Raw genomic sequence first — 23,999 nt, forward strand, 5'->3', positions numbered from 1 at the left:
CTTGCGCAGCTTAGCTTCCTGCGTCCGTGCGTAGCAGTGAGTGCGTGACGGCGGCGCCGTCGAATCGGAACTGGTGCGCGGGACGCCGTAGCGGTTCGATCGCTGCGTCGGCGTGCACGATGAGGCCGCTGCCGGACGGGATCCCGAACCCGGCGGCCGCGCCCTGCATTGACTCGACGATGCGCGACAGTCGCGCCCAGTTGGCTCGCTCATCGTGGGTGTCGATGATCGCCGGAACCAGATTGAACACCTCGAACACTGCGGTGTCGCGGTGGTCTAACGACTCGACAAAGCCGTATCGCCCGAGCTGGACGGCGCCGGCGGAAATGCCGACCAGGATGGCCCCGCCGGTATACCGGTCCAGGATCACGTCTTTCATACCGGTCTGCTCGAAGGTGGTCCAGCCGAGCCGCACATCGCCGCCCGCGAGGACGATCAAGTCAGCATGCTCCAGAAAGGTACGGTCGGCAGGCGCGAAGGCCGAACCGATCATCCGGCGGGCGGTGATCCCGACCACATCCATCGCCGCCTCGAAGATTTCGTAGTACTCCCGGCGATCCCCGTTGGAGGCACCGATATAGGCCGCGCTCGGCGCGGAGCGCATACCCAACCCGTCGAGCGCCGGTTGCAGCAGTGGCCGCCCGTGCTGCTTCCAGAACAGCAGCTGACTGTCCGCCAGCAAATAAAGCGGTTGGCAACAACTAACTTTCTGATCCGTGCCGGACACGCGATTGACAGTATCAGCGGTGGCCAGAACTGTTGGCTCGCAACGGATGCAGCGGCGCCGGGCCGCCGTCACCGCGCTGGGCTACCGCGGCCGGATCCGTGCCGCGAGCAGGAGATGAAAGTGTCATAAACTTTTAATCCTTGAACAACCGCCAGGCGCGTCACCCGCATGCTGGCTGAGCGAAGGGCTATCGACCATCGGTGGTGTGGTGATCCAAGACACGGAACGTGTCGACGGCGCGAAGCCGTCCACGTGGGCACCGCTGCGCAATCGCGTCTACCGGGGCCTGTTCGTCGCGCAGTTCATTTCCAACATCGGCACGTGGATGCAGGCGGTTGCGGCGCAGTGGTTCCTGGTGGAAAAACACAGCCCCGATGTCGTTGTGGCGCTGGTGCAGACGGCAAGCCTGGGACCGACCCTGCTGCTGGGCTTGTTCGCCGGTGTGCTGGCCGACCTATTCGACCGCCGCCGGCTGCTGATCTTTCTCCAGACGTATGCCGTACTCGTGGCACTCGCCTTGGCCGTGCTGACAAACCTCGGTCGACTCACCCCGACCGGGCTGCTCCTCTTCACCTTGGCGATCGGCTTCGCCGCGGCCCTGACCGGACCGGCCTGGCAGGCGATTCAACCCGAAGTCGTGCCGCGTGAGCAGATCCCGGCGGTCTCGGTCCTGGGTAGTGTGTCCGCCAACTCCACCCGGGCCATCGGGCCGGCAATCGGCGGCATCGTGGTGGCATGGCTGGGGCCTGCGGCCGTCTTCGCGATCAATGCGGTGTCGTTCACGGCGATCATCATTGCGTTGCGCGCGTGGAATCGTCCGAAGCAGGTCGTGCCGCTGGAGCGTGAACACATCGGCCAGGCGATCTTGTCCGGGGTGCAATACGTCGGGAACAGCCCGATCTTCCGCAGGATCTTGTTGCGCACAGCGCTTTTCTTGTTTCCTGCCTCGGCTGTGCTCGCGCTGCTGCCGGTGGCTGCGGCGCACCGCTGGCACCTCAACGCCAGTGGTTATGGTGTGGCGCTGGGGGCGATTGGCGTCGGTGCCATCCTCGCGGTCGTGGCGGCCGATCCGCTGCATGCGCGGATGTCGGACAACACGTTGTTGGGGGTATCGGCAGCCGCGTATGGTCTTGCGCCGCTGGCGGTGGTAATGCTGCCTTTTTCCGTGGCGCTGCTGTTTTTGATGTTGTCCGGGACGGCGTGGCTGATCACGCTGACGACGTTGAATGCGGCCGCGCAACTGTCGTTGCCGCGTTGGGTCCGGGCCCGCGGGCTCTCGGTGTATCTGCTGGTGTCCACCGGATCTCAGGCAGTCGGCGCCTATCTGTGGGGCGCGCTTGCCACGCATTTTGGGCTTCACATCGCGATGTTGGGGTCGGCGGCAGTGCTGGGCATTGTTGCGCTCAGCGTGTCGGTGGTCGGTTTACGGCCGTCCACCGGACGGGTGAGTGTCGAGGTCTCCAGCGCTTGGCCCACGCCGACGCTGGTCTTTGAACCGTGCCCGCAAGACGGGCCGGTGCTGGTAACCGTCCGATATCAAGTGGCGCCGGAGAACCTGGATAACTTTCTCGAGGCTATGAAAGCGGTTCGGCGGTCGAGGCTACGAACGGGCGGCCACAGTTGGCGGCTGTATCACTTTATGGGCGAACCCAACTCGATCCTCGAGCGGTTCACGGTGACGTCTTGGAGCGAATTCGAACGTCAGCGCACCGAGCGGTGGGTGGATGTCGACCATGACGGTGTCACGAAGGCCATTAGCTACACCGTGGACCAAACGCGTCGACACGAGTACTACCTCGCGTTGCGGATGCGCCGCTAAGGGTGGTGCGCAGGTCCTACCCGATCGGGGCCGGCGGGTTGGGCGCCTCGGTAGGTCCCAAGTCGACTTGCATCCAGGCGACGTCATGCCAGCGGTCGTGCTTGAAGTACACGCGCCGATACGCACCGACATCCTGGAACCCGAACGATCGATGGAATGCGTTGCTCGCCTCGTTCGGTTGGGTGATGCCGGCGAATGCCCTGCGGTAGCCCCGCGCCGCGAGCCGGTTCAGCACTTCGGTGTAGAGCACGCGGCCGCAACCCGCACGGTGATGGTGGCGACTGATGTAAATGCCTGTCTCACAAGACCATTGGAAAGAGGGCAGGCTGATCAGGGCGTGGCCGTAAGCAAAACCGATGACCTGACCGTCATCTTCGAGAACGAGCCACTCGTGCGCCTTTTGGGCCGAGGCGATACGCCGGGCCATCTCGTCGGGGCTGGGGGCTTCGAATTCCCAACTGATCGTGGTGTCTTCGACATACGGGCGGTAAATCGCAACACAGGACGCCGCATCGTGTGGTGCGGCCGTGCGCACGGTACCGCTGATCGTTTGCATGTCAAGCAGTCTTCAGGAGTATGCCGACGATGTCCCGTTGAAGCGTGATCGCCGCAACGGGACATTCGCCGTGCATGCCGTAACGCGCCGACGTTTCAATCACGAGAATTGAAGGGGCGCAACGGAAACGCTGGAATTACTTGCCGCCGCCGGCGCCGCCGCCGCGACCGCCGCCCGCGCCACCACCACGACCGCCGCCGGCACCGCCGCCGCGACCGCCGCCCGCGCCACCACCACGGCCACCGCCGGCACCGCCGCCGCGACCGATGAACATTATCTCGCTGCTGTTGTTGATCATGGCGACACCCTATAGCCGAATCTAACGAGGCGCCAACATATTTGGTACGGGACGGGCCGTTTGCTGCCGGTAGGTGAACGGGTGTGGTAATCCTGATTAACAAACGGGGTGACAGCGCTAGTGCGGGCCATAATCCGCGGCGGATGCGGGCGCGTTGCTCGGCGTCGCGGGATGTTGCTGTGCGCTCGCCGCTGCCCGCGCCTGCCCGGCCCCGGCGCAACGCCTTGCCCACCGCTCACGGTGCCCGGCTCGGCGGGTCGGGGCCGCACAGGGGCCCAGTGTCGGGCTGCGTAAAGGCGCCCGACGCGCCCGGCCGCACTCCCGATGTCCCGCTTTCTTCCCAACGCGGTTAGGGTCGAATATATGTGCGGAGCCACCGGCGAGGTGCGACTCGACGATCGCCTACCCGACGTTGCTGCGGTTTCGGCCATGGCGGCCGTGCTGGCACCAAGGGGGCCGGATGCTGCCGGCGCCTGGTCACAGGGGCGGGTTGCGCTGGGACATCGTCGGTTGAAGATCATCGACCTGACCGAAGCGGGGGCCCAACCCATGGTCGACTCCGACCTGGGCCTCACCATTGCCTGGAACGGCTGTATCTACAACTACAAGCAACTACGCGATGAACTCAAAAGCCATGGTTACCGGTTCTTTTCTACCAGCGACAGCGAAGTCCTGCTCAAGGCCTACCACCGCTGGGGCGACGACTTCGTCGGCCACCTGAAGGGCATGTTCGCGTTCGCTATCGTCGAACGCGACAGCGGTCGGGTGTTGCTGGGCCGGGACCGGCTCGGCATCAAGCCGCTGTACCTGACCGAGGACAGCAAGCGCATCCGATTCGCGTCGACGTTGCCGGCGTTGCTGGCTGGGGGTGGTGTGGACACCCGGATCGATCCGGTCGCGCTGCACCATTACATGACCTTTCACTCTGTCGTGCCCGCACCGGCCACCATCCTGCGCGGCGTGCGCAAGGTGCCCCCCGCTTCGCTGGTCGCAATCGAGCCCGATGGCGCCAGGACCACCACGACCTACTGGGAGCCCGACTTCACCAGGCGCCAGGATCGCGCCGACTGGTCCGAGCGGGACTGGGAAGACGCCGTGTTGTCCAGCCTGCGCCTGGCGGTCGAACGCCGCCTCGTCGCCGACGTGCCGGTCGGCTGCCTGCTGTCGGGAGGCGTCGACTCCAGCCTGATCGTCGGCCTGCTGGCCGAGGCCGGCCAGACCGGGTTGTCAACCTTCTCGATCGGCTTTGAGTCGGCAGGGGGCGTCCAAGGCGACGAATTCCACTGGTCCGACATCGTGGCCGAGCGATTCGCCACGGACCATCATCAGATCCGCATCGGGACCGACCGGATGCTGCCCGCGCTGGATGGGGCCATCGGCGCGATGAGTGAGCCGATGGTCAGCCACGACTGCGTCGCCTTCTACCTGCTCAGTCAGGAGGTGGCGCGGCACGTCAAGGTCGTGCAGTCGGGTCAGGGTGCCGACGAGGTGTTCGCCGGCTACCACTGGTATCCGCCGATGGGCTCGCCGGCCGCCGCGACGCTCGACGGTGCGGTCACCGAATATCGCGGCGCCTTCTTCGACCGCGACGCCGCGGGCGTTCAGGCGCTGCTTGGGCCGGGGAGGTTTGCGCCCGGAGATCCCAGCCGCCAGTTCGTCAGCGAACACTTTGCGCGCGCCGGAGCCGAAACCGGCATCGATCGCGCCTTGCGCCTCGACACGATGGTGATGCTGGTGGAGGACCCGGTGAAACGGGTAGACAACATGACTATGGCCTGGGGGCTGGAAGGGCGGGTTCCGTTCCTCGACCACGAGCTGGTCGAGCTGGCCGCGACCTGCCCGCCGGAGCTGAAGATCGCGCACGACGGCAAGGGCGTCCTTAAAGAGGCGGCGCGGCGGGTGATCCCCTCGGAGGTCATCGATAGGCCAAAGGGCTACTTCCCGGTTCCCGCGCTCACCCATCTGCAGGGCCCGTATCTCGATTTGGTGCGCGATGCACTGTACGCGCCGATCGCGAAGGAGCGCGGGTTGTTTGACGCCGAGGCCGTCGACGCGCTGCTGGCCGATCCCAACGGCAAGCTGACCCCGCTGCGCGGCAACGAACTTTGGCAGATCGGCTTACTCGAATTGTGGCTGCAGCGCCATGGTGTGACAGGACCCGCCGCATGAGCGTCATCGATCCGTCCGACGACCATCCCGAGGCCATCACCCTGGGGCTGCATGACGCCTCGCCACCCCACCTGGTGGATGCGATGGCCAAGGACGTCGAGCTCGAATTGGGTTGGGGCAGGCTGATCTTCGGTCAGACCTTCGCCGATCCAGACACTCTGGCCGAAGCGTTGCGGCGGGAAGGTCCCGGGCGCCGCGATATCTGCATCTATGCCCGTGAGTCTCACGTGGTGGTAGCCATGGCGCCGACGGAGCTGTTCATCGATCCCAGTCACACCTACCGGCTGCGCTTCACTTCGCCACACGACAAAGACCTGACGCTCACACCGCCTGGGGTCACGGTGCGCACGCTCAGCGAGCCTGCCGATGCCGACGCGATGAACCGCGTCTTCGTGCGATGCGGCATGGTTCCGGCGCCGGTGGAGACGATCTGGGATAACCATCTGCACGCCGAGGCGGTGACCTACCTGGTTGCGGTGCGGGACGAGGACAACGAGGTGGTCGGCACCGTCACCGGCGTCGACCACGAGGTGTTGTTCTCCGACCCCGAACACGGGTCGAGCCTGTGGACCCTGGCGGTTGACCCGGCCGCCGGGTTGCCCGGTATGGGGGAAGCGCTGACCCGGGCGGTGGCCGAACACTTCCGTCGCGCGGGGCGCGCCTATATGGACTTATCGGTCGGTCACGACAACACCGCCGCCATCGCCCTGTACGAAAAGCTCGGCTTTCGCCGGGTTCCGGTGCTGGCGATCAAGCGGAAGAACGCGATCAACGAGCCGTTGTTCACTCCGCTGCCGGAGACCGTCGACGACCTCAACCCGTATGCCCGAATCATCGCCGACGAGGCGCTGCGGCGTGGAATCCGGGTTGAGGTCCTCGATGCCGAGACCGGTGAGATGCGACTGTCGCTCGGCGGTCGCACCGTGCTCACCCGCGAGTCGTTGTCGGAGTTCACCTCCGCGATCGCCATGTGCCGTTGCGACGACAAGCGTTTGACCCGGCGGCTGGTCTCCGAGGCCGGCATCACCGTGCCGCGCGCCCGCCTGGCCACCTTCGACGACGACGATCACGCCTTCGTGCGCGAGGTCGGGGAGGTCGTCGTCAAACCGACTCGCGGCGAGCAAGGCAAGGGCATCACCGTCGGCGTCGTCGCCGACAACGGCCCCGACGACCTCGAGGTGGCGCTGGCGCGGGCCCGTCAGCAATACCCCGAGGTGCTGATCGAGCAACGGGTACGCGGCGATGACCTGCGGCTGGTAGTGATCAATCGCCGCGTCGTCGCGGCGGCGCTGCGGGTGCCGCCGGAGGTCATTGGCACCGGCGAGCACAGCGTGCGGGATCTGATCGCCGCCGAGAGCCGTCGGCGCTCCGCGGCCACCGGCGGCGAATCCCGCATCCCGCTCGACGATCTGACCGAGGCGACGGTGCGCGAAGCGGGGTGGGCGCTCGACGATGTGCTGCCCGAAGGGGTTCGGCTTCGGGTGCGGCGCACCGCCAATCTGCACCAGGGCGCCACCATCCACGACGTGACCGCCCGGGTGCATGAGGAACTATGCCGGGTCGCGGTGTCGGCGGCCGACGCGATTGGTATCCCCGTGACGGGCATCGATCTGCTCGTTCCGGACATCACCGGCGATGAGTATGCGTTTATCGAGGCCAACGAACGCCCGGGCCTGGCCAACCACGAGCCGCAACCCACCGCCGCGGCGTTCATCGATTTCCTGTTTCCCGGGCAGCCCGGCCAGCCACCGGCATGGACTCCCGAGGAGCCCCCGCCGCACCGCGACTGAGCGCTGCCGGCGGTAGGGCGGTCGATTCAGCTGCGCAGCGCGGCGGCCAATATTCCAGGCAGGGCAACGAGATTGCGGCGGACGCCGAATTCACTAAGCCGCGGAGTCATTATCGGCTCCCTTCAACGCACCGACCGAATTAGTCGGCTAACCCTACGCGCACTGTAGGGCTCGGATTATCGGGGAATCCACGGTTGCCGCGGACAACCGCGATTATCAGTCGAGCAAACGACGTCTGCGGTGACGATCATTGGTCGAACTCGTCGAAGCGTGCAAGGGCGGCGTCCAGGTCGGCAACGTCGTAGAGCTCGCAGCGGCTGATCTTGCCACCTTGGACCGTGAAGACGTTGGTGATACGCCATTCGGCATCGAAGCCCTCGCGGGAGGTTGCGTCGGCCACATGGGTGACCACCGCGCCCCGGTCGGTCAGCCGAGGTACGGCCACGATGCGGAGACGGTTTCCCGACGAGTCGTCCAACGAGGCGCCGAGATATTCCATCAGATCACCCGGCACCAGCCGCGCTCCGCGTCGATGGTCGACGTCGACGAAATTCTCGGTGACGGCGGGCAATTCACCACCGTTGAGCGCCTCGTATGCCCTTGTGATCGCCGACCAGGTGCGCGCGTGCCGGGCTGCTTCGCCGGTGAGGTATCGGTTTTCGAGTTCGGCGATGGCGTCGTCGATGTCCTCGGGGTCGAACACGACCCGTGCAATGACTGTTTCCTCGTCATCAATCTCGAAGACGTCGAGGGCCTCGACGTAGAACGCCTCGGCACGGCGACCCGAGGATCGAGTACGGCACAGGACGAGACGTTCGCCGCGGGTCGCGATGGTGTCTGATGCGTGGTCCCTGGCGCCGATGTCGACGAGCGCCTGCATCTCTGCGATCGCGGCGTCGCGGCCTCGTCGCAGCCCGGAATTCACCGCGCGGCGACGGTCGTCGTGGGTAAAGTCCACGGCCAGCATGTCGGTCACTGCTTGCCACTCGCAGGCGGTGATGCACCCGAGAATTCGCTCATGCACGCGGTTTGCTGCGTTGCGCAGCTGCGGCGCCGGCTTCCGGAATTCGTCAAAACGCGCCAGTGCAGCGTCCAGGTCGGCCGCCTCGAACAGCTCATAGTGGTTGACCGCTCCGTCGCTCGCTGTCGCCATAGCGACTTCATGCCACTCAACGTCGAAACCCTGCTGCGAGGTTGCGTACGCCGCGTAGGTGACGACGGCACCGGAGTGGTCTAGCTGATGTACCGCCTCGACATAGGTGCGGATTTCCTTGTCGAGCTTGCCCGGATCCGACGACGCTGATCGGCGATGGTCGATGCTCGTTATCTGCGGTGCGGACGGGGGAAGTTCACGCCGACTGACCGCGGTGTACGTGGCCGCGATGGTCTGCCATGTCTGCGCGTACGGCGCAGCTTCAGCCGCGAGGTATCGCGCGTCGAGTTCGGTCAAGGCGGCGTTGAGATCGTCGAGATCGAACACGAGGCGCGCGACCACCCGGCCGACGTCGTTGAGCTCGACGATGTCGAGAGCGACTGAGTGAAAACCCTCAGCTCCTTGGCCGCGAACGAAGGTTCGGATGCGATTGAGTACAAGGCGGTCGCCACGTATCGCCACGACTTCTGACGCCACGTCAATGCCCGCGTCGTAAAGCCCGGATACCTCGGCGATCACAGCGTCTGGGCCCTGTCGCACCCCGGCATTGATCACGTGTCGACGGTCTTCGCTGCGTACGTCATCGGCCAGCATCGCGGCGATCGCGCCCCAATCGCGACGCGGGTAGGACGCTTTGAATCGTTCGTACATCCTGCTTGCCTGGTTTTCCAGCCGCGGCTGCGGCCGGTTGCATTGATCGAAGGCCGCTAAAGCGGACTCCACGTCCGCCTCGTCGAATACTTCGCAACGGCTGACCAGCTCATCCTGGACAGTCAGATGGGCTATGCCGCGCCACTCGGCGTCCAGGCCTTCTCGCGACGTCTCATGTGCGCGGTATGTGACCACTGCTCCGACTCCGGTTAACCGGTGTACTTCCTCGACATAAATGTTGACGTCTTGGTTGAGATCCCATCCGCCGCCAAAATATGCGGTCAGATCCGCGGGGCCGAATGCCGTCTCCCGGCGGTGATCGGCATATACACAGTTCGGCGTCGTCGGCGGTAGCTCGTGCCGGTTGAGCGCCGCGTAGCTTGCCATGGCCACCGACCAGGCACGTGCGTGAGGCGCGGCTTCGCCTGCAAGATAGCGGGAATCGAGCTCGGCCACGGCGGCGTCGAAGTCGTCGAGGTCGAACGCGACGTGGGCGGTCAACCGGTCGGCGGCGTCGGTCTCCACGAGGCTGAAAAACTCGACACGAAATGGCCCAGATTGCAAGCCTTGCCCGACGATAGACGAACGACATAGCGCGAGGCGTTCCCCGCGGGTCGCGGCGACGGTGGATGTGATCTGTTCGGCGCCGAGTTCCACGAATGCCCGACCATTGGCGATTTCGACATCGCGGCCGCGCCGGGTGCCGGAATTGACCATGTGGCGGCGATCGTCGTTGATCATGTTCTCCGCCATGACCTTTGGCATGGCATCCCAGTCGCGCGCAGTGAAGTACGCGTTGATGCGTTTGTACACTTTGCTCGCGGCGTTCTGCGGCCGCGATGCTGGCAGGCTCAGCTGTTCGAATCGGGTGACCGCCGCGTCCAGGTCCGTCTCGTCAAAGACTTCGCAGCGGTTGAGCACGTCACCTTCGATCGTGACGAGGGCGATCATCCGCCACCCGGCGTCGAAGCCCTCGGGCGAAAGTACTGTTCCGGCAGCCGAACACACCATTCCGAGGCCGTTCAGTCGATAAACAGACTCGACGTAAGTTCGGATGTACCGTTCGAGTTTTCCTCCGGCACGTACCTGTTCGATCATCTCGCCAAGGCCGAACGCGGGTGCTCTGCGGTGATCGGTGCTGGCGAAATGCGGGGTCATCGGCGGCAATTCTTGCCGGTTCACTGTGGCGTAGGCGTCGGAGATTGTCGACCAGCAATGCGCGTATTCGCTTGCCTCGCCGGCGAGGTAGTGGGCGTCGAGTTCGGCGATGGCGCTGCCGAAGTCGTCCAGGTCGAAGACGACGATCGACGTGATGCGATTGTCGGCGTCGATCTCGACCATGTTGAAGGCATCGTTCTGGACCGTTTCGGGGTCGCGCCCGGCGGCGCGGACCCGGGTAAGCGCGAGGCGTTCACCGCGGATCGCGACGACGTCCACCATCGATATCGCAAAGCCGAGGTTGGCCGCCACGCGCAAATCTTCGATTACGGACTCGCGGCTGCCTCGGTTCCCGGCGTTTACGACCCGTCGATGGTCGGCGCCCGACAGGTTCTCGGAGACAGTCGCTGCCGCACCGTCCCAATCACGGTCAGCGAAATACGACCAGAAGCGTTGGTAGACGCGCGTTACCGTGTTGTCCAGCCGCCAAAAATCCGAATCTTCGTCCTCGAGACGAATCTGGCTGCCCGGCGGAGCGCACGCAATCTCGGGTTGCACCGGTGCGGGGGGCTTGATTTGTTCGCCCAGAATGTCGCGCGCGATTTCGGCCAGTGCGGCGGCGCCCTTGCGCTCATAGAGGTCAATGGCTCGCCCGACGGCGGTCCGTGCGCCCGGAATATCGCCAGCGGCGACCAAGACCGTTGCGAGCGTGAGACAGGCATCGCCGTGATCCACCAGGGCGTCTGTGCGCTCGGCCAGCGTGACCGCTTCTTCGGCGACCGCTCTCGCCGCGTCATGGTCGCCGCCGCGCGTGAGCAGGTGTGCCCGCAGCGTGCGCCAGGCGATTGACGCCTTGAGCGCATGGCCGGCGAGCTGTTCGCTCTCCGAGCACAGTTGGTGCGCCTCTTCCTGGCGTCCCAGCGCGAGGCAGGCGCGGCCCAACAAGGCGGCCGTCTCGGCGGTGTCGGCATCCAGGCCCATACGACGAAAGCCGTTGTAAGCCTTGCGTAAGTACGGCTCCGCTGCCGCGGGGTCGCCGACGATCAGCTCGACGATGCCGGCGAACTGCTCGACTTCGAGCACCGCGTGACGCAAGCCGAGCTCGGTGACGGTACGTCGGGCCGACTCGATCATCCGACGGGCGGCGGCGGCCCGGCCGCGAAATGCTTCCAGCACCGCCTGGCACCGCGTCGACGTTGCTTCCACGGCGGGTGAGTCCGTGGTGATACGCAGTAGCCGCACCACGTCCAGACACCGACCACCCGCGCGCGGAACCGGGTTGGGCCCCCACAGCGCTGCGAGCGGCGCGCCGGCCAGGACCGCGTTGACTCGTCGATGGTCGCGTGCGCGTCGCGCGGCGGTCAGCGCGCTATCCAGGGCGAGTTCACAGTCAGCGATGCGGCCAAGGCGGGCGAGGCAGCTCGCTCGGACGGTGTGCGCCTTGGCTTCTCCGGCCGCATCGTCGAGTTCGGCAAGTTTGGCGGGCCGCGCCGCCCAGCGCTGCCTCGATCTCGTCCAAGCGGTCGGGGTGAGTCAGCATGGACAGCTGGCCATCGAAACATGTCGCCCACGCCGCCAGGCGGGGCGAATCGACGGTCGTCTCCTGCAATTTCGCGACCGCACCCGCGGCCGAAGCGACGTCACCTGCGGCCAGCAGCGCTTCGCACCGGGCGACCAGCAACTCGGCGGTCTGGTCGTCGCGGTCGGGGAGTTCCTCGTCGATTTCCTCTAGCGCATGCAGCGCTTGGTGATACAGGTCGGCGGCACCTTCATAGGCGAGTCGTGTCATCGCCTGGTCGGCGGCCCGGCGGCAGTAGTAAACCGCCTTGGCGGCGTTACCCGCCCACGCACATTCGAAGTAATGGTGTGCCAATTCGGCCAGCATTTCGTCGTCGGCGCCGGGCCGCGTCTCCAAGGTGGTGGCGATGCGCTGATGCAGCCGCATGCGCCGCACCGACGCCAACTCCGCCAGCAGCGACTGTCGGACGATGGCGTGATTGAACCGGTAGTTCCCGCCGGGCTCCTCGATGACGATGCCAGCTTGACCGGCCTGGTCGAACGCGTCGATGAGCTCGGTGCCGACCACCTGCTCGACCAAATCCAACGCGAACCTGCTCCCGACGACCGCGGCCGCGGCGAGTGCCTTGTTGGTCTCGACCGGCAATCGAGAAAGTCTGCGGCTGACGGCTTCTCGTACTCCCTGCGGCAGCGTGCTTTGATCCCATGCGCCACCGCTCTCGTCGACGTGGCGTAGCGCCTCGATCAGGAAGAAGGGGTTACCACCGGTGACGGCGGCCAACGCTCGCCCGAGTTCCTCGTCGTCGTAGCCGGCCTCGGCCACGTAGGAGGTCACATCGTCCTCGTCGAGTCCGGCCAGGCTGAGCCGTTCTGCAGTGCCGTCGCGGTTCAGATCGGCGAGCATCGCTGCCAGGGGATGGGATCGGTCGAGGTCGGTGCTGCGGTAGGTGCCGACGATCTGCACCCGTCCGTGCTCGCCGAACCGCAGCAGATGTCGCAACAACAGCAGCGTGGGTTTGGCCGCCCAGTGCAGGTCGTCGAGAATCAGCAACACCGGCGCGCTCGCGGATGCGATGTCCAACAACGCAACAACGGCGTCGAACAGGGCATAGCGCTCGGTGTCGGGATCCGGGTGTGCTCGGGATACGACATCGGGCGCCACGTCGGTCAGGCCCGGCACCAAGGTCAGCAACGCGTCGACGCCACGCAGCCCGCGCAGCCGAGCGGGGCCCATGCACGGCACGAGGGAGCGCAGCGCCTCGGCGAACGGCTGGTAGGGCGCGCCGAGGTCCTCGTCGCAACGGCCGTACAGCACGACCGCTCCCTGGTGATCGGCGCGCTGGCCCCATTCGCCGGCGAGCCGAGTCTTGCCGACGCCCGGTTCGCCGGCGATCAGCACCGCGCGCACACCGCCCATGAGGGTGGTCTGCCACGCCGAGTACAGGCGTTCGAGTTCGTTTCCGCGCCCGACGAACGGCCCGGCGCCGACCAGTACTCCAGGTAACGGGGGCCGAGGCAGCGGTGCTTCGGTTGCTTCCGATTCGGTGTGGTCGGTACCGGCTTCCAGCCGGAGCTCGAAGACGTGCTCGGGCCGCGCAAGGTTTTTCAACTGCCGCATTCCCAGATCGGTAAGCACGACATCGTCCGCCAGCGAATCGATGACGAGTTCGGCGATCGCACCGGAGCATAGGATTTGACCGCCCTCGGCCAGCGACCGCAGGCGGGCAACCCGGTTGACGGCCCGACCAAAGTAATCGCCGTCGCGCAGCTCGACCTCGCCGGTATGCAGTGCCATGCGGATGCGCAGGGGAGCGCGCAGCGCCCACGGCTCGTGAGTGATCGCGTCCTGCAACTCGAGTGCCGCGGCCGCGGCCGCGGACGGCCGCTCGAAAACCGAGAACGTGGCATCGCCCTCGCCGCGCGTTTTGATCAGCCGCCCGCCGCGCGAGGTGACCACCTGTTCGACCAGCTCGTCGTGACGTGCCAACGCCACCGACATCGCGTCGGCGTCGGCCTCCCAGGCGGCGGTCGAGCCTTCGATATCGGTGAGCAGGAACGTGACGGCGCGTGTCACCGACGGGAGCTGTTGTGCCACAGCGACATCCAGCGAGGAATCCTGGCCGACGATCGCCGTCTCCAGCCGGCGTAGCTCGGGGCCCGGGTCGACTCCCAGCTCGTCGGCGAGCAGCGTCCGCGCGCGTTGGTAAGCCCCGAGTGCCTCACCTTGTCGACCCGCACGGTAGAGCGCGAGCATCAGCTGCCCCCACCGCCTTTCGCGCAGCGGCGCGTCGGCGACCGCCGCCTCGAGATCGCCGACGACTTCGGCGGCGCGGCCGGTGGCGAGCAGCGCGTCGGCGCGGTCCTCCACCAGCGCGGCGTGGCCTTCAACCCACCTGGTCTTCTCGGATCGTCCGCGCTGGCCGTCGGGCAGCTCGGGGACTCCGCGCCACAGCGTCAACGCCTCGTCGAAGCACGCCAGGGCTTGGTTGGTGTCGCCGGCGGCGATGGCGTCACGACCCCGCTTGGCCGCCGCTTTGTAGCGCGACGCATCCACGTCGGCGCCTTCGAGAGTCCACCCCGCTCCCGCGGTCACCACGACGCCATCGCCGAGGGTGCGACGCAACGCGGAGATGTGCGTCTGCAGGGCTTTGGCGGCCGTGCGCGGAGGCGCATCGCCCCACAGCAGATGCAGCAGCGTGTCGGCGGGCACCACCGAGCCGTTGTTCAGCCCGAGCATGGTGAGGATGGCGCGCGGTTTGGCGCCCGGGATCGCGACGGGCGTGCCGTCCAGCCAGACCTGAAGAGGTCCCAAAACCCCCAGTTCCACCGATGGAAGCGTACTCACGTCAACCAGCGTCGGAGGCGTAATTCAACAGCTGGTCAAGATCGAGTAAAGGCGCCCGAGAGTCGCTACTCGGATGGGGTCGGCGTCATCGAGGCGATGTAGTAAATCTCATGCCCGGTGGGGTATCCGCCGCCCCCGGTGGCGATGTGGACGTGGTCGTAGTGGTTGGCGGTTTCCGAGCCGAGGTCGGCGGTCCAGGCGCCCGAGGCGGGGCCCAGGTAGATCTTTTGCCGCCAGATCACGTGATTGATGCCCCAGCGCTTGGCGTTGGCCAGCGCGTACCCGGCAATCTGATTGCCGAGTTCGATGCCCTGCGGGCTGTCATGATGGGGAATCATCACGTCGATCGCCAACCCGTTGGGATGCCACGGCAACGGGTCCTGCCGATAACCGTAAATCGTGGTGATCTGCGGGAACAGCACGCTGATGACACGCGCCGCCCAAATGGTCTTGACCTGCAAATGATCCTCGGACGCGACGCCCGCGGGCAACGGGAATTGGAAGCTTTGCGCCCCGGTAGGTGCGGTTGACGCCAGCGCCGCCAACGCTTCGGCCTCCGCGGGACTCGCGACATGAGGGCCGGTGCCCGGTGCGGCTCCCGCATCCTTCGGTGGCGGCGCCGCGGTGGGTGTCGGTACCGCTGTCGGTGGCTCGATGCAACATGACGACTTTGACCCCTGCGCGTAGATCATGCCGGCAGAGACGACGAGCGAGACCACGATCGCCAACCACCGGCTTTTGCCGACGGCTAACGCGCTCCTGCTCACCAGCAGCACTTTAGTGTCGTGTGCGACGCGGGTGGCGCTCTTTAGGCAAGTTATGGTGGCTGGGATCGAATTCCCGCGGTGGCGGGTCAGTGCCCGGAAGGGAGTGAGTGGTGTCATCCGATGGCGCGGCGCGTACCGAAGGCGATAGCTGGGACCTGGCTTCCAGCGTCGGGGCGACGGCAACGATGGTGGCGGCATCGCGCGCATTGGCGTCGCGCGAACCCGACCCACTGCTCGACGACAGGTTCGCCGAGCCGCTGGTTCGGGCGGTGGGGCACCCATTCTTCACCCGGATGCTGGACGGCGATATTCCCCTCGACGACGACGATGTGCCCCTGACGGCGCGCCAGCGCTGTGAGCAAATAGCCGTTCGGACAAGGTTTTTCGACGATTTCTTCCGTGCCGCGACCGAAGGCGGAATTCGTCAGGCCGTCATCCTGGCGGCCGGGCTCGACGCGCGAGCTTATCGGCTGCCGTGGCCGGCGGACACCGTCGTGTTCGAGGTGGACCAGCCGGAGGTGATCGCCTTCAAGGACACCACGCTGGCCCAGATCGGCGCCGAACCGGCCGTCGAACGCCGCGCAGTCAGCGTTGACCTACGCGATGACTGGCCGGCCGCGTTGCGCGCCAACTTTTTTGACCCGGGCGTGGCGACCGCGTGGATCGCCGAAGGTCTGCTGCCGTACCTGCCGCCCGATGCTCAAGATCGGCTGCTCGACAACATCACTGCGCTCAGTGCGCCCGGGAGTCGGCTGGCCACCGAGAACATCACCGATATGCGGGTTTTCACCGACGAACGCGCACGGGCGCTGCGCAGCGGCTGGCGTAAGCACGGATTGGACTTCGACGTCGCCGATCTCGTGTGGGCCGGCCAGCGGCGGCAAGCCAGCGACCAGCTGTCGGCTACGGGCTGGGACGTCACGCAGTACGCCACCGAAGATCTGTACGCCGAAAACGGGTTCGCGCTGCCCGATCACGAACTGCTGGCCGAATTCCGCCAAACCATCAGTTATCTGAGCGCAGAACTGCGCTGACGCGGATCGAATCGGAAGGGCTGCTCGGCGAGCTTTTCCAGCAGATCGGCGGCACCGGCGACACTCGCGTCGGGCTTGCTCATCCGGGTGGCGAACTCGCGGGCGCGGGTCACGCATTCCGGGGCCAAGATCTTGCGCAAGTCGGCGACGAGCGAGTCGCGGGTGGTATTGGCGAAGCGCCGGGCGGCACCCACCCTCAGTCGGGTGATCTGGGCTCCCCAAATCGTCTGCACCAGGTCCATGGACAGGACCAAGGTGGGAATTCCGGCGCGCAAGCCCGCCGCCGTGGTGCCTGTGCCGCCATGGTGCACGACCGCACGGCAGGACGGAAAGATTGCCGCGTAGTTCACCGCGTCCACCAGCTTGACGTTGTCGAAATGGGGGACGTCACTGAAGTCGCTCCAGCCGGCACACACCAACGCCCGCTCACCCAATTGCGTACAGGCGGCGCTGATCATCTTCACCGTCTCCGCCGGCGACTCGACTCGCATGCTGCCAAAGCCGAAGCAGATCGGTGGGGTTCCGGCCGCAACCCAGGACGCGACCTCCTCATCGGCGTCGGTCATCAATTCCATCGTGAGCGCGCCGACAAAGGGCCGCTGCGCGCGCCATTTCGCCCATTCGGCTTCGAGACCCGGGAAACACGCTTCGTCATACGCCTGGATCTCCAGCGACCCGCGCTCGGCGATGCGTAACGAGGCGGGGCGAGTTGCCCTGGGCAGCCCCAATTCTCGACGCTGCGCGTCCTCAAGGTGTTTGGTCATCCGCCAGGTCAGCCAGTTAGACACGCTCATAGCGGAGCGAGCCACCGGCGATGGCACGAACGGAAGGAGTCGTCCGTTGGCCCGGATCGGCACGTAATGCAGGGTCGCCAACGGTATGTCGTAGTACTCAGCGACATTGGCCGCGGTCTCCATGAAACTTTCGCCGGTGAACAACACGTCGGCGCCCCAGGCCAACGGCGCCAACGTCGCGGCCATGTGTACCCAGCTCGCCACGACGGACTCGCGCAGCTCGCGCCACATTCTGGCTAGGTCGGGGAGCCGCCAATAGTTGTGAAACGCCGACGCCCAAAAGTCGCGGTAAGTGTCGAGCCATTCCTGCGTATCCAGCCCGTAGGCGACGGCGCCGACTCCGGCGGATTCGGCGAAGCCGACCAAATCGGGCGACACGGCCATGTGTACGTCGTGTCCTCTGCGCAGCAGCTCACGACCGACAGCTACTGACGGCTCGATGTCCCCCCGAGTTCCATAACTTGCCAGCACAAATCTCATTGCGGATCCCGGAATCTTCAGTTGTCATGCATGGGCCGAACCGCAGGGGGCGTCGGTGGGGTGGTGCGGGCCCAGCCTAACCGATCGGGCGCCCGGCAAAGCCGGAAAAATAATTTGCACACCCGTCACATCAGCACCACGCGGGCGGCGACGAGTGGCCGCGACGGCCGCGAGGCCGTTGCCTTAGAGCCGGGCGTCGCGGGCGATGCGATCGGCGCGCCAGCACCACGCGCGCATTGGCACATCCACGGTGTCGGCCCCGGGAAATTGGGCCGCCAAGGCGGCACGGGCGTCGGCGAAGGTTTGCGCGCGGTCGTCGGGAGAAGCAATGATCGCCCGACTGTAGGTTCCCAACATCGCAACCGCGTCGTCGACCGTCATGGTCCGCACGAACTGAAAGACCGCACGCTCGGTGTTGTGAAAAATCTGCGGCTCGGGAAGGGCGAAGTGCAGCCGCTGCCGAAATCGTTCGGCCGATTGCACTTCTTCGAGATCTTGGCCCGGCAGCCGACCGAGCTCACGCACCCAGTCCACGTCGCGGTCCCGGCTCGTCCAGATCAGGCCGAGCCGGCCGCCGTCGCGTAGCACCCGACCGATCTCGGGAATTGCTCGTTCGTGATCCATCCAGTGCCATGCCGACGAGACGAAGACCGCGTCCGCCGCGGCGTCGGGAAGGGGGATGGACTCGCCGCGTCCCTCGAGTGCACGAACTCCCGGGGATCGTTCCGTCAGGACCTTGCGCATCCGCTCGTCCGGTTCCACGGCGACGACCTCTGCCGCTTTGCCCACCAGGGTGCGGGTGAACAGGCCGGTTCCCGCCCCAACGTCGACGGCGACCTCGCAACCGGGCGGCACCAACCAATCGACCGCCTCCCGCGGAGCCTGGGGCCTCAACCCGTCGTAGTCTTCAGCAATCGATCCGAATGACATTGCGCGCTCTCGACGGTCGGTCACACCGCCACGCTAGCGGGGGTACCTGTGCGGCAGCTGTAGCGGCCGAATCTGAACCCCCAACCGCCCGGTTTGAAGCACAATGAGGTGCTGAAGTTTCGCCGGAGGAGTACCGCCATGACCGAGACCATCGCCGCTCCGACCGGTCGCCCGCCGTTGCGGAGTGCCGCAGTCGGTGTGTTCGCCCTGCTACTTGCGGGGCTGCCGACGGTGTGGATTGCCGAGCCGGCCGTCAGCCGAGCCGACCCGGCATGCGCGCCGGGCTGGGCTTGGAGCGTCGAATTGAATGAATGCGTCTTCGTGCTTCCAGCCGCGAACGGACCCGGTGGGCCGGGCGGACCTGGTGGACCTGGTGGGCCGGGCGGACCTGGTGGGCCGGGCGGACCCGGTGGGCCGGGTCGTCACTAACCGAGTCAACATGGCGGGGGGTCGGCATCCCATTCGGTCAATGTCCAACCGCCAGCAGGACTTCCGGTCAACACCACATGCCCGACGTTCGTCAGCGACCTGGTTTTCAGCAATGTCTGGTCGGCGTTGTGCGCATTCATCAGGACCCAGAACATGATCGCCGCGCTGTGTGAAAACGCGACCGGGTTCTGCTGGCCGGTGTCATAGATGCGTTGGACGGCTTCGCTGAATCGCGCGTTGAACTCGTTGCCGTCGACCGAGCCCGGGATGCGCGCGGTGCGGTCACCCCGCAGCCACCGTGCGGGGGCGGCGAAGTAGGTCTGCGCGATATCGGCCTCCGGGGTGCCTTCGTAGTCGCCGGCCTCGATCTCGCGCAATCCGGGCAGCACGGTGACGGATTCGGTCAACGCTTGCGAGGTCGGGGTGGCCGTCTCCTGGGTGCGGATCATGCTCGAGGCGTACACGCCGTCGTAGTGGTTCTGGGCCAGTTGCGGAGCCACCAGAGTTGCCTGGCACCAGCCTCGAGGCGAGAGTTCCGGTCCGGGCGTCGACGTATCGATCACGCCGGACGCGTTGGCCGCCGACTGGGCGTGCCGCACCAGAGTCAAGGTGATCGGGTGCTGCCCGGCGGCACGTGCCGGGGTCGCGCCGCCGGCGGCCAGTGTCACGACCAGTGTCGCAACAAAGACCATGACGGCGGCGAAACACCGTGCGGTCACGACGATTTCACCGGAGCGCGCCGACGTTGCAATCTTGCCCAGATGCACGCGAGAAGTTTACGGTGTGCCCGGCCGTCCCGCCTCGGCTTCGGAGTTACAGCGGAATCCAGACGCCGAAGAACCAGAAGCCCCACTGATTGAAGCCGGGGTCCCACACCGGTGTCTCCTGATAACCCCAATAGTTGATCGGACCGTAGGTCCACGGAGCCCCCGGCGGCGGAAGCGGTTGATCCCATGCGGGCCGAGGCGGTTCGCCCGGGCCCCACGGGGCCGGTCCGTTGCCCCACGGCGCGTTGTTGAAGTAACCCCGATGTGGATCTCCGTGCCAAGGGCCGCCCGGCCCGCCGGGTCCACCCGGCCCGCCTGGACCGCCCGGGCCGTTGAAGCCGGGATGTCCGGGATCACCAGGTCCGCCGGGTCCGCCTGGACCGCCCGGGCCGCCCGGGCCGTTGAAGCCGGGATGTCCGGGATCACCAGGTCCGCCGGGTCCGCCTGGACCGCCCGGGCCGCCCGGGCCGTTGAAGCCGGGATGTCCCGGACCACCCGGTCCGCCGGGACCAGCCGGTCCACCGGGACCCCCCGGTCCGCCGGGGCCCCCGGGTCCACCGGGGCCGCCCGGGTCATTCGGCCCGGTGGGGGCGTGGATGCCACCGGGCGTCGGCGCCCCATGGCCACCGCCGGGAGCCGGCGCGGGTCCGCCGGGAGCGGCGTTAGCCAAGCCGGCGCTCATGCCCAGTGCCGCCGCGCCGAAGGCACCCGCGAGGCTGCCCGCCGCGATGAGTCGTTTCAGTTCCATGGTTCCCCCCACTTACTCGTGGATCATCGAAAGCTGACCCCCGTCTAGCTCGACGTTATCTAGCCTACCTATGAGTCGGCTAAGTCGAACCTCAGTGATGGCTTTGGGCAAGCTTCTGCGGCCACGACATCGGCCAATGCCGCTGGAATCATGGGTTTTTGATTGGATGACGGCCACTCGGCGTGTGACCTGGAAGCCAAACTGTAATATCTACCGTTGCGTGCCTCAGAGGAGAGAAATCATGCATACCGTGTTCACGCGGTGGGTCACTCGGTGACTGAGCCGACCGTCCGGTCCGACGACGTCGGTTCATTGCGGTCCGGCCCGTATTTCGTGCATGACGGAACCCGTTTTGCGCCAACGACTGTCGCACGCGGCGGCTGGGGCCCGTCGATGAGCGGGCACGTGGTGGGCGGCATCTTGGCTTGGGCGCTGGAAGGCGCCGTCGATGACCAGCAGTTACAGCCCGCGCGATTGACCGTCGACCTGCCCGCACCGGCCGCGTTGGAACCGTTCGAGCTGCGCACCCAGGTACATCACGAGCGTCGGCGGCTGCGGCTGGCGGAGGCCACCCTCGTCCAACGTGGCGAACCGGTGGCGCGGGCCAGTGCCCTGTTTTTGCGACGCGGCCAGCAGCCGGATGGCCGGGTCTGGTCACAACCCATCCAGATGCCGCGACTGCCCACCGAGCCGGACGGCACTCATCCGACACTGTTTCTGCGGACCTACGGGTGGGGCGGCGAATTACAGAATCCCGATCCCGATTGGGACACCACTGGCCCCAAATACACCTGGCTGCACGAGACCCGGCCACTGATCGACGACGAGCCGCTCACGCCGTTTACCCGGGCGGCGCTGTGTGCGGACGTCACTGCCGCCATCGCGAACTGGGGGACCAGGGCGCTGCAGTTCATCAACGTCGACTACACGCTTACCCTGAGCCGGCTACCCGAGGGCCCGCACATTGGGCTGGCCGCGCTCACGCACTACAGCGACGATGGCGTGGCCAACGGATCGGCCGTCGTCGTCGACCACAAGGGTCCCGTCGGCAGTACGGTGGCAGTCTCCATCGCGCACTCCGGATTTCGACCACCCACGGATCTTCCACCGGCCGGATGACCACCGCGACGCAGCTCGCGTATTGGACGTTGGTGGCCGACGCGGCCCGGCGCCGGCCGGATCGGCAAGTCCTTGCCGATGAGCACGGGCGCAGCCTGACCGCACGCCAGCTGCACGACGCTGCCCGCGCAACGGCCGCCGCGTTCGCCCGGCGTGGCGTCAAAGCGGGCACCGTGGTGTCCTGGCAACTGCCCACCACGCTGGAGACCGTGGTCGTCATGGCGGCGTTGGCCCGCCTCGGAGCGGTGCAAAACCCGATCATCCCGCTGCTGCGGGAGCGTGAGGTCGATTTCATCACCGGGCAGCTATCGACCGAAGTCCTTGTGGTGCCGGAACTTTGGCGGGGTTTCTGCCATGGCGAACTTGCCCGATCGTTGGCGTCGGCCAGGGGGTTCGAGGTCGTCAGTCTGGACCTGGCCAGTCCTGCACGCGTGGGGGTGCTGCGACTGCCCGAGGCCGACGCGACTGACCTGCCGCCCCCGCCAGAGCCGACCGGCGACACGCAATGGGTCTATTATTCTTCAGGAACCACCGCCGCTCCCAAGGGAATTCGTCACCTCGACAGCACGGTGATCGCCGGTGCACGCGGATTGGTAAACGCCATGGGAATCACCGCCGACGACGTGGATCCGATCGCGTTTCCCATCGCCCACATCGGCGGGGCGGCAATGCTGGCCGCCGCGTTGCTGACCGGGATGCGACTGGCGCTGTTCGAGGTATTCGACCCGGCCACCACCCCGCTGGCCATCGCGGCGCACAACCCGACGTTGTTGGGCACAGCGACGCCCTTCTTCGTGGCCTTCTTGGAAGCGCAACGGGCGCATGGCGATACGCCGCTCTTCGGTGCAGTGCGCGGCTGTGTCGCGGGCGGCGCGCCGATCACCGCCGAACTGGGCCGGCAGTTCCGCGAAACTCTCGGCACCGCGGGTATCGCCAACGCGTGGGGCATGACCGAGTTCCCGGTGGCCACCTCGCCGCCGTTGGACGCCCCGCCGGACGTGCTCGACTACACCGTCGGTGCACCAGTGCCGGGTGTCAGCGTGCGCGTGGTGGACGTCCGCGGAGCCGAGCTGCCTGCCGGCCAGGAAGGCGAGCTGCGGCTCAAGGGGCCCCAATGCTTCCTCGGTTACGCCGACGCCACGCTCGACGCCGACGCGTTCGACGGGGACGGCTGGCTGCGCACGGGCGACCTCGGGCTCGTCGACGTGCACGGCAACGTGCGCGTCACCGGCCGGATCAAGGACGCGATCATCCGCAACGCGGAAAACGTCTCGGCACTCGAAATCGAAAACGTGCTCGCGAGCCATCCCGGCGTCGCCGACGTCGCGGTCATCGGGGTGCCCGACCGTACCGCGGGTGAGCGGGTGTGCGCGGTGGTAGTGCCCGCCCCGACGGCTGGCGTGACCTTGGCATCGCTGGTGCAGCACTGCGATTCCCTGGGGCTGAGCCGCTACAAGCACCCGGAGAGCCTGGTCATCGTGGAGAACCTGCCCCGTAACCAGTTTGGGAAGGTCATCAAGAAGGATTTGCGCGCGGCGTTCGGTTACTAGCAGCGCTGTCAGCCCGGGTCACAGCCCCTTGGGTGCGTCGCGGACCGACTGCACCGCCGACGCGTCGCCGTCGAAGTCAACCCGGGCGTCGCGTCCGACGGCGAACAGCAGCAGCTCCTCGGGCGGACCGGTCACAGTGACCGCCGGCCCGCTGCCCGAGATCAGCACCGTCTTGCCCTCGGGGGTACGTAGCGCGACCCGGCCAGGCACCCTGGCCAGCGTCATCCGCGCCATCAGCGGCAGCGTGCGGCGCAGGCTCTTAGCCAGCTTGGGTTCCAGGAGGCGCGGCGCCCAGTCGGGTTGCGCGCGGCGCACATCCTCATGGTGGATGAACATCTCACCGATATTGGCTATCGGATCGAGGAGTTTCAGAGGGGTATAGATCGGCGGGCCGGACGCCACCTTGTCCAGCAGGGTGTCCCAGTCGGTCCGCCTGGCCACATCGCTTTGCACCTTGGCGGTGTGGTCGGCGAAAAGCGGGATGAGGATGCCGGGAGCAGCGTCCAGCCGGTATTCCCGAATCACGAGGTGAGCCGCGAGATCTCGCGTCGTCCATCCTGCACACAGGGTGGGCGCGTCGGGTCCGACGCTGCGCATGGTGTCGACGAGGGCGGCACGTTCCCGTTGTGCAACAGACACCTGGATTCCCTTCGTCGGCAGCGCTGACCTCTTCAGGGTAGAGCGCGAAGACACCGGT

General features: G+C 66.5%; 16 protein-coding genes and 1 pseudogene. 7 read left to right on the forward strand and 10 right to left on the reverse strand.

All coding sequences use genetic code 11. The features are described from left to right. Window positions 1–10: 10 nt before the first annotated feature. Entirely contained in the window at window positions 11–727 is a 717-nt protein-coding gene (locus G6N33_RS21930) for a Type 1 glutamine amidotransferase-like domain-containing protein (RefSeq protein ID WP_044506784.1), read from the reverse strand. Between the two features lie 205 nt (window positions 728–932). Between G6N33_RS21930 and G6N33_RS21935 the strand changes: the two genes are divergently transcribed. Further along, entirely contained in the window at window positions 933–2,546 is a 1,614-nt protein-coding gene (locus G6N33_RS21935) for an MFS transporter (RefSeq protein WP_231382431.1), read from the forward strand. 16 nt (window positions 2,547–2,562) lie between these two features. Here G6N33_RS21935 and G6N33_RS21940 read toward each other — a convergent pair whose 3' ends face one another. Together G6N33_RS21940 and G6N33_RS21945 are read right to left on the reverse strand one after the other, a co-directional pair. Continuing rightward, complete coding sequence (locus G6N33_RS21940; protein ID WP_101528301.1) at window positions 2,563–3,102, reverse strand: GNAT family N-acetyltransferase; 540 nt, start codon at window positions 3,100–3,102, stop codon at window positions 2,563–2,565. Between the two features lie 136 nt (window positions 3,103–3,238). Beyond that, window positions 3,239–3,400 (reverse strand): hypothetical protein, encoded by a 162-nt coding sequence (locus tag G6N33_RS21945; RefSeq protein WP_163771424.1) that lies wholly within the window; start codon window positions 3,398–3,400, stop codon window positions 3,239–3,241. Window positions 3,401–3,763: 363 nt separating this feature from the next. On the opposite strand from G6N33_RS21945, the gene G6N33_RS21950 reads away from it, so the two are divergent. After that, window positions 3,764–5,569 carry an N-acetylglutaminylglutamine amidotransferase gene (locus G6N33_RS21950; RefSeq protein WP_044506781.1) on the forward strand — a complete coding sequence of 602 codons (1,806 nt, stop codon included), beginning with the start codon at window positions 3,764–3,766 and terminating at the stop codon, window positions 5,567–5,569. After that, window positions 5,566–7,359 (forward strand): N-acetylglutaminylglutamine synthetase, encoded by a 1,794-nt coding sequence (gene ngg / locus G6N33_RS21955; RefSeq protein WP_044506780.1) that lies wholly within the window; start codon window positions 5,566–5,568, stop codon window positions 7,357–7,359. The genes G6N33_RS21950 and ngg overlap by 4 nt, the downstream gene beginning before the upstream one ends. Before the next feature lie 247 nt (window positions 7,360–7,606). Here the strand turns inward: ngg and G6N33_RS21960 are convergent. Together G6N33_RS21960 and G6N33_RS21965 are read right to left on the reverse strand one after the other, a co-directional pair. After that, window positions 7,607–14,666, reverse strand: a pseudogene (locus G6N33_RS21960) (BTAD domain-containing putative transcriptional regulator). 83 nt (window positions 14,667–14,749) lie between these two features. Then, a complete protein-coding gene (locus tag G6N33_RS21965; protein ID WP_044506779.1) occupies window positions 14,750–15,460 on the reverse strand; it encodes a hypothetical protein in 711 nt (236 codons plus the stop codon). A 101-nt stretch (window positions 15,461–15,561) separates the two neighbouring features. Between G6N33_RS21965 and G6N33_RS21970 the strand changes: the two genes are divergently transcribed. Then, on the forward strand, window positions 15,562–16,485 hold the full coding sequence (locus G6N33_RS21970) for an SAM-dependent methyltransferase (protein ID WP_044512035.1): 924 nt from the start codon (window positions 15,562–15,564) through the stop codon (window positions 16,483–16,485). Here G6N33_RS21970 and G6N33_RS21975 read toward each other — a convergent pair. Together G6N33_RS21975 and G6N33_RS21980 are read right to left on the reverse strand one after the other, a co-directional pair. Beyond that, window positions 16,461–17,759: a glycosyltransferase gene (locus G6N33_RS21975; protein ID WP_044506777.1), complete on the reverse strand. Its 1,299-nt coding sequence runs from the start codon at window positions 17,757–17,759 to the stop codon at window positions 16,461–16,463. The two genes, G6N33_RS21970 and G6N33_RS21975, sit on opposite strands and share 25 nt — an antisense overlap. A gap of 183 nt (window positions 17,760–17,942) precedes the next feature. Next, a complete protein-coding gene (locus G6N33_RS21980; protein ID WP_044506776.1) occupies window positions 17,943–18,713 on the reverse strand; it encodes a class I SAM-dependent methyltransferase in 771 nt (256 codons plus the stop codon). Between the two features lie 114 nt (window positions 18,714–18,827). Here G6N33_RS21980 and G6N33_RS21985 point away from each other — a divergent pair, with 114 nt between their 5' ends. Continuing rightward, window positions 18,828–19,118, forward strand: a complete 291-nt coding sequence (locus tag G6N33_RS21985) for a hypothetical protein (RefSeq protein WP_081662001.1) — start codon at window positions 18,828–18,830, stop codon at window positions 19,116–19,118. A gap of 5 nt (window positions 19,119–19,123) precedes the next feature. On the opposite strand, the gene G6N33_RS21990 is transcribed toward G6N33_RS21985, so the two are convergent. Both G6N33_RS21990 and G6N33_RS21995 read right to left on the reverse strand, forming a co-directional pair. Continuing rightward, the gene (locus G6N33_RS21990; RefSeq protein WP_044512033.1) at window positions 19,124–19,810 is read right to left on the reverse strand and encodes a histidine phosphatase family protein; all 687 of its coding nucleotides are present in this window, start codon (window positions 19,808–19,810) and stop codon (window positions 19,124–19,126) included. Window positions 19,811–19,931: 121 nt separating this feature from the next. Then, the gene (locus G6N33_RS21995; RefSeq protein ID WP_101528300.1) at window positions 19,932–20,633 is read right to left on the reverse strand and encodes a chitin-binding protein; all 702 of its coding nucleotides are present in this window, start codon (window positions 20,631–20,633) and stop codon (window positions 19,932–19,934) included. A 393-nt stretch (window positions 20,634–21,026) separates the two neighbouring features. Between G6N33_RS21995 and G6N33_RS22000 the strand changes: the two genes are divergently transcribed. After that, window positions 21,027–21,752, forward strand: coding sequence for an acyl-CoA thioesterase domain-containing protein (locus G6N33_RS22000; RefSeq protein ID WP_081662317.1), 726 nt, complete (start codon window positions 21,027–21,029; stop codon window positions 21,750–21,752). Further along, a complete protein-coding gene (locus tag G6N33_RS22005; RefSeq protein ID WP_044506773.1) occupies window positions 21,749–23,302 on the forward strand; it encodes a class I adenylate-forming enzyme family protein in 1,554 nt (517 codons plus the stop codon). The genes G6N33_RS22000 and G6N33_RS22005 overlap by 4 nt, the downstream gene beginning before the upstream one ends. Window positions 23,303–23,320: 18 nt before the next feature. Here G6N33_RS22005 and G6N33_RS22010 read toward each other — a convergent pair whose 3' ends face one another. Continuing rightward, a complete protein-coding gene (locus tag G6N33_RS22010; protein WP_044506771.1) occupies window positions 23,321–23,941 on the reverse strand; it encodes a TIGR03085 family metal-binding protein in 621 nt (206 codons plus the stop codon). Window positions 23,942–23,999: the final 58 nt, after the last annotated feature.

Origin of the sequence: Mycobacterium simiae (assembly GCF_010727605.1) — a bacterium.
Classification (GTDB): domain Bacteria; phylum Actinomycetota; class Actinomycetes; order Mycobacteriales; family Mycobacteriaceae; genus Mycobacterium; species Mycobacterium simiae.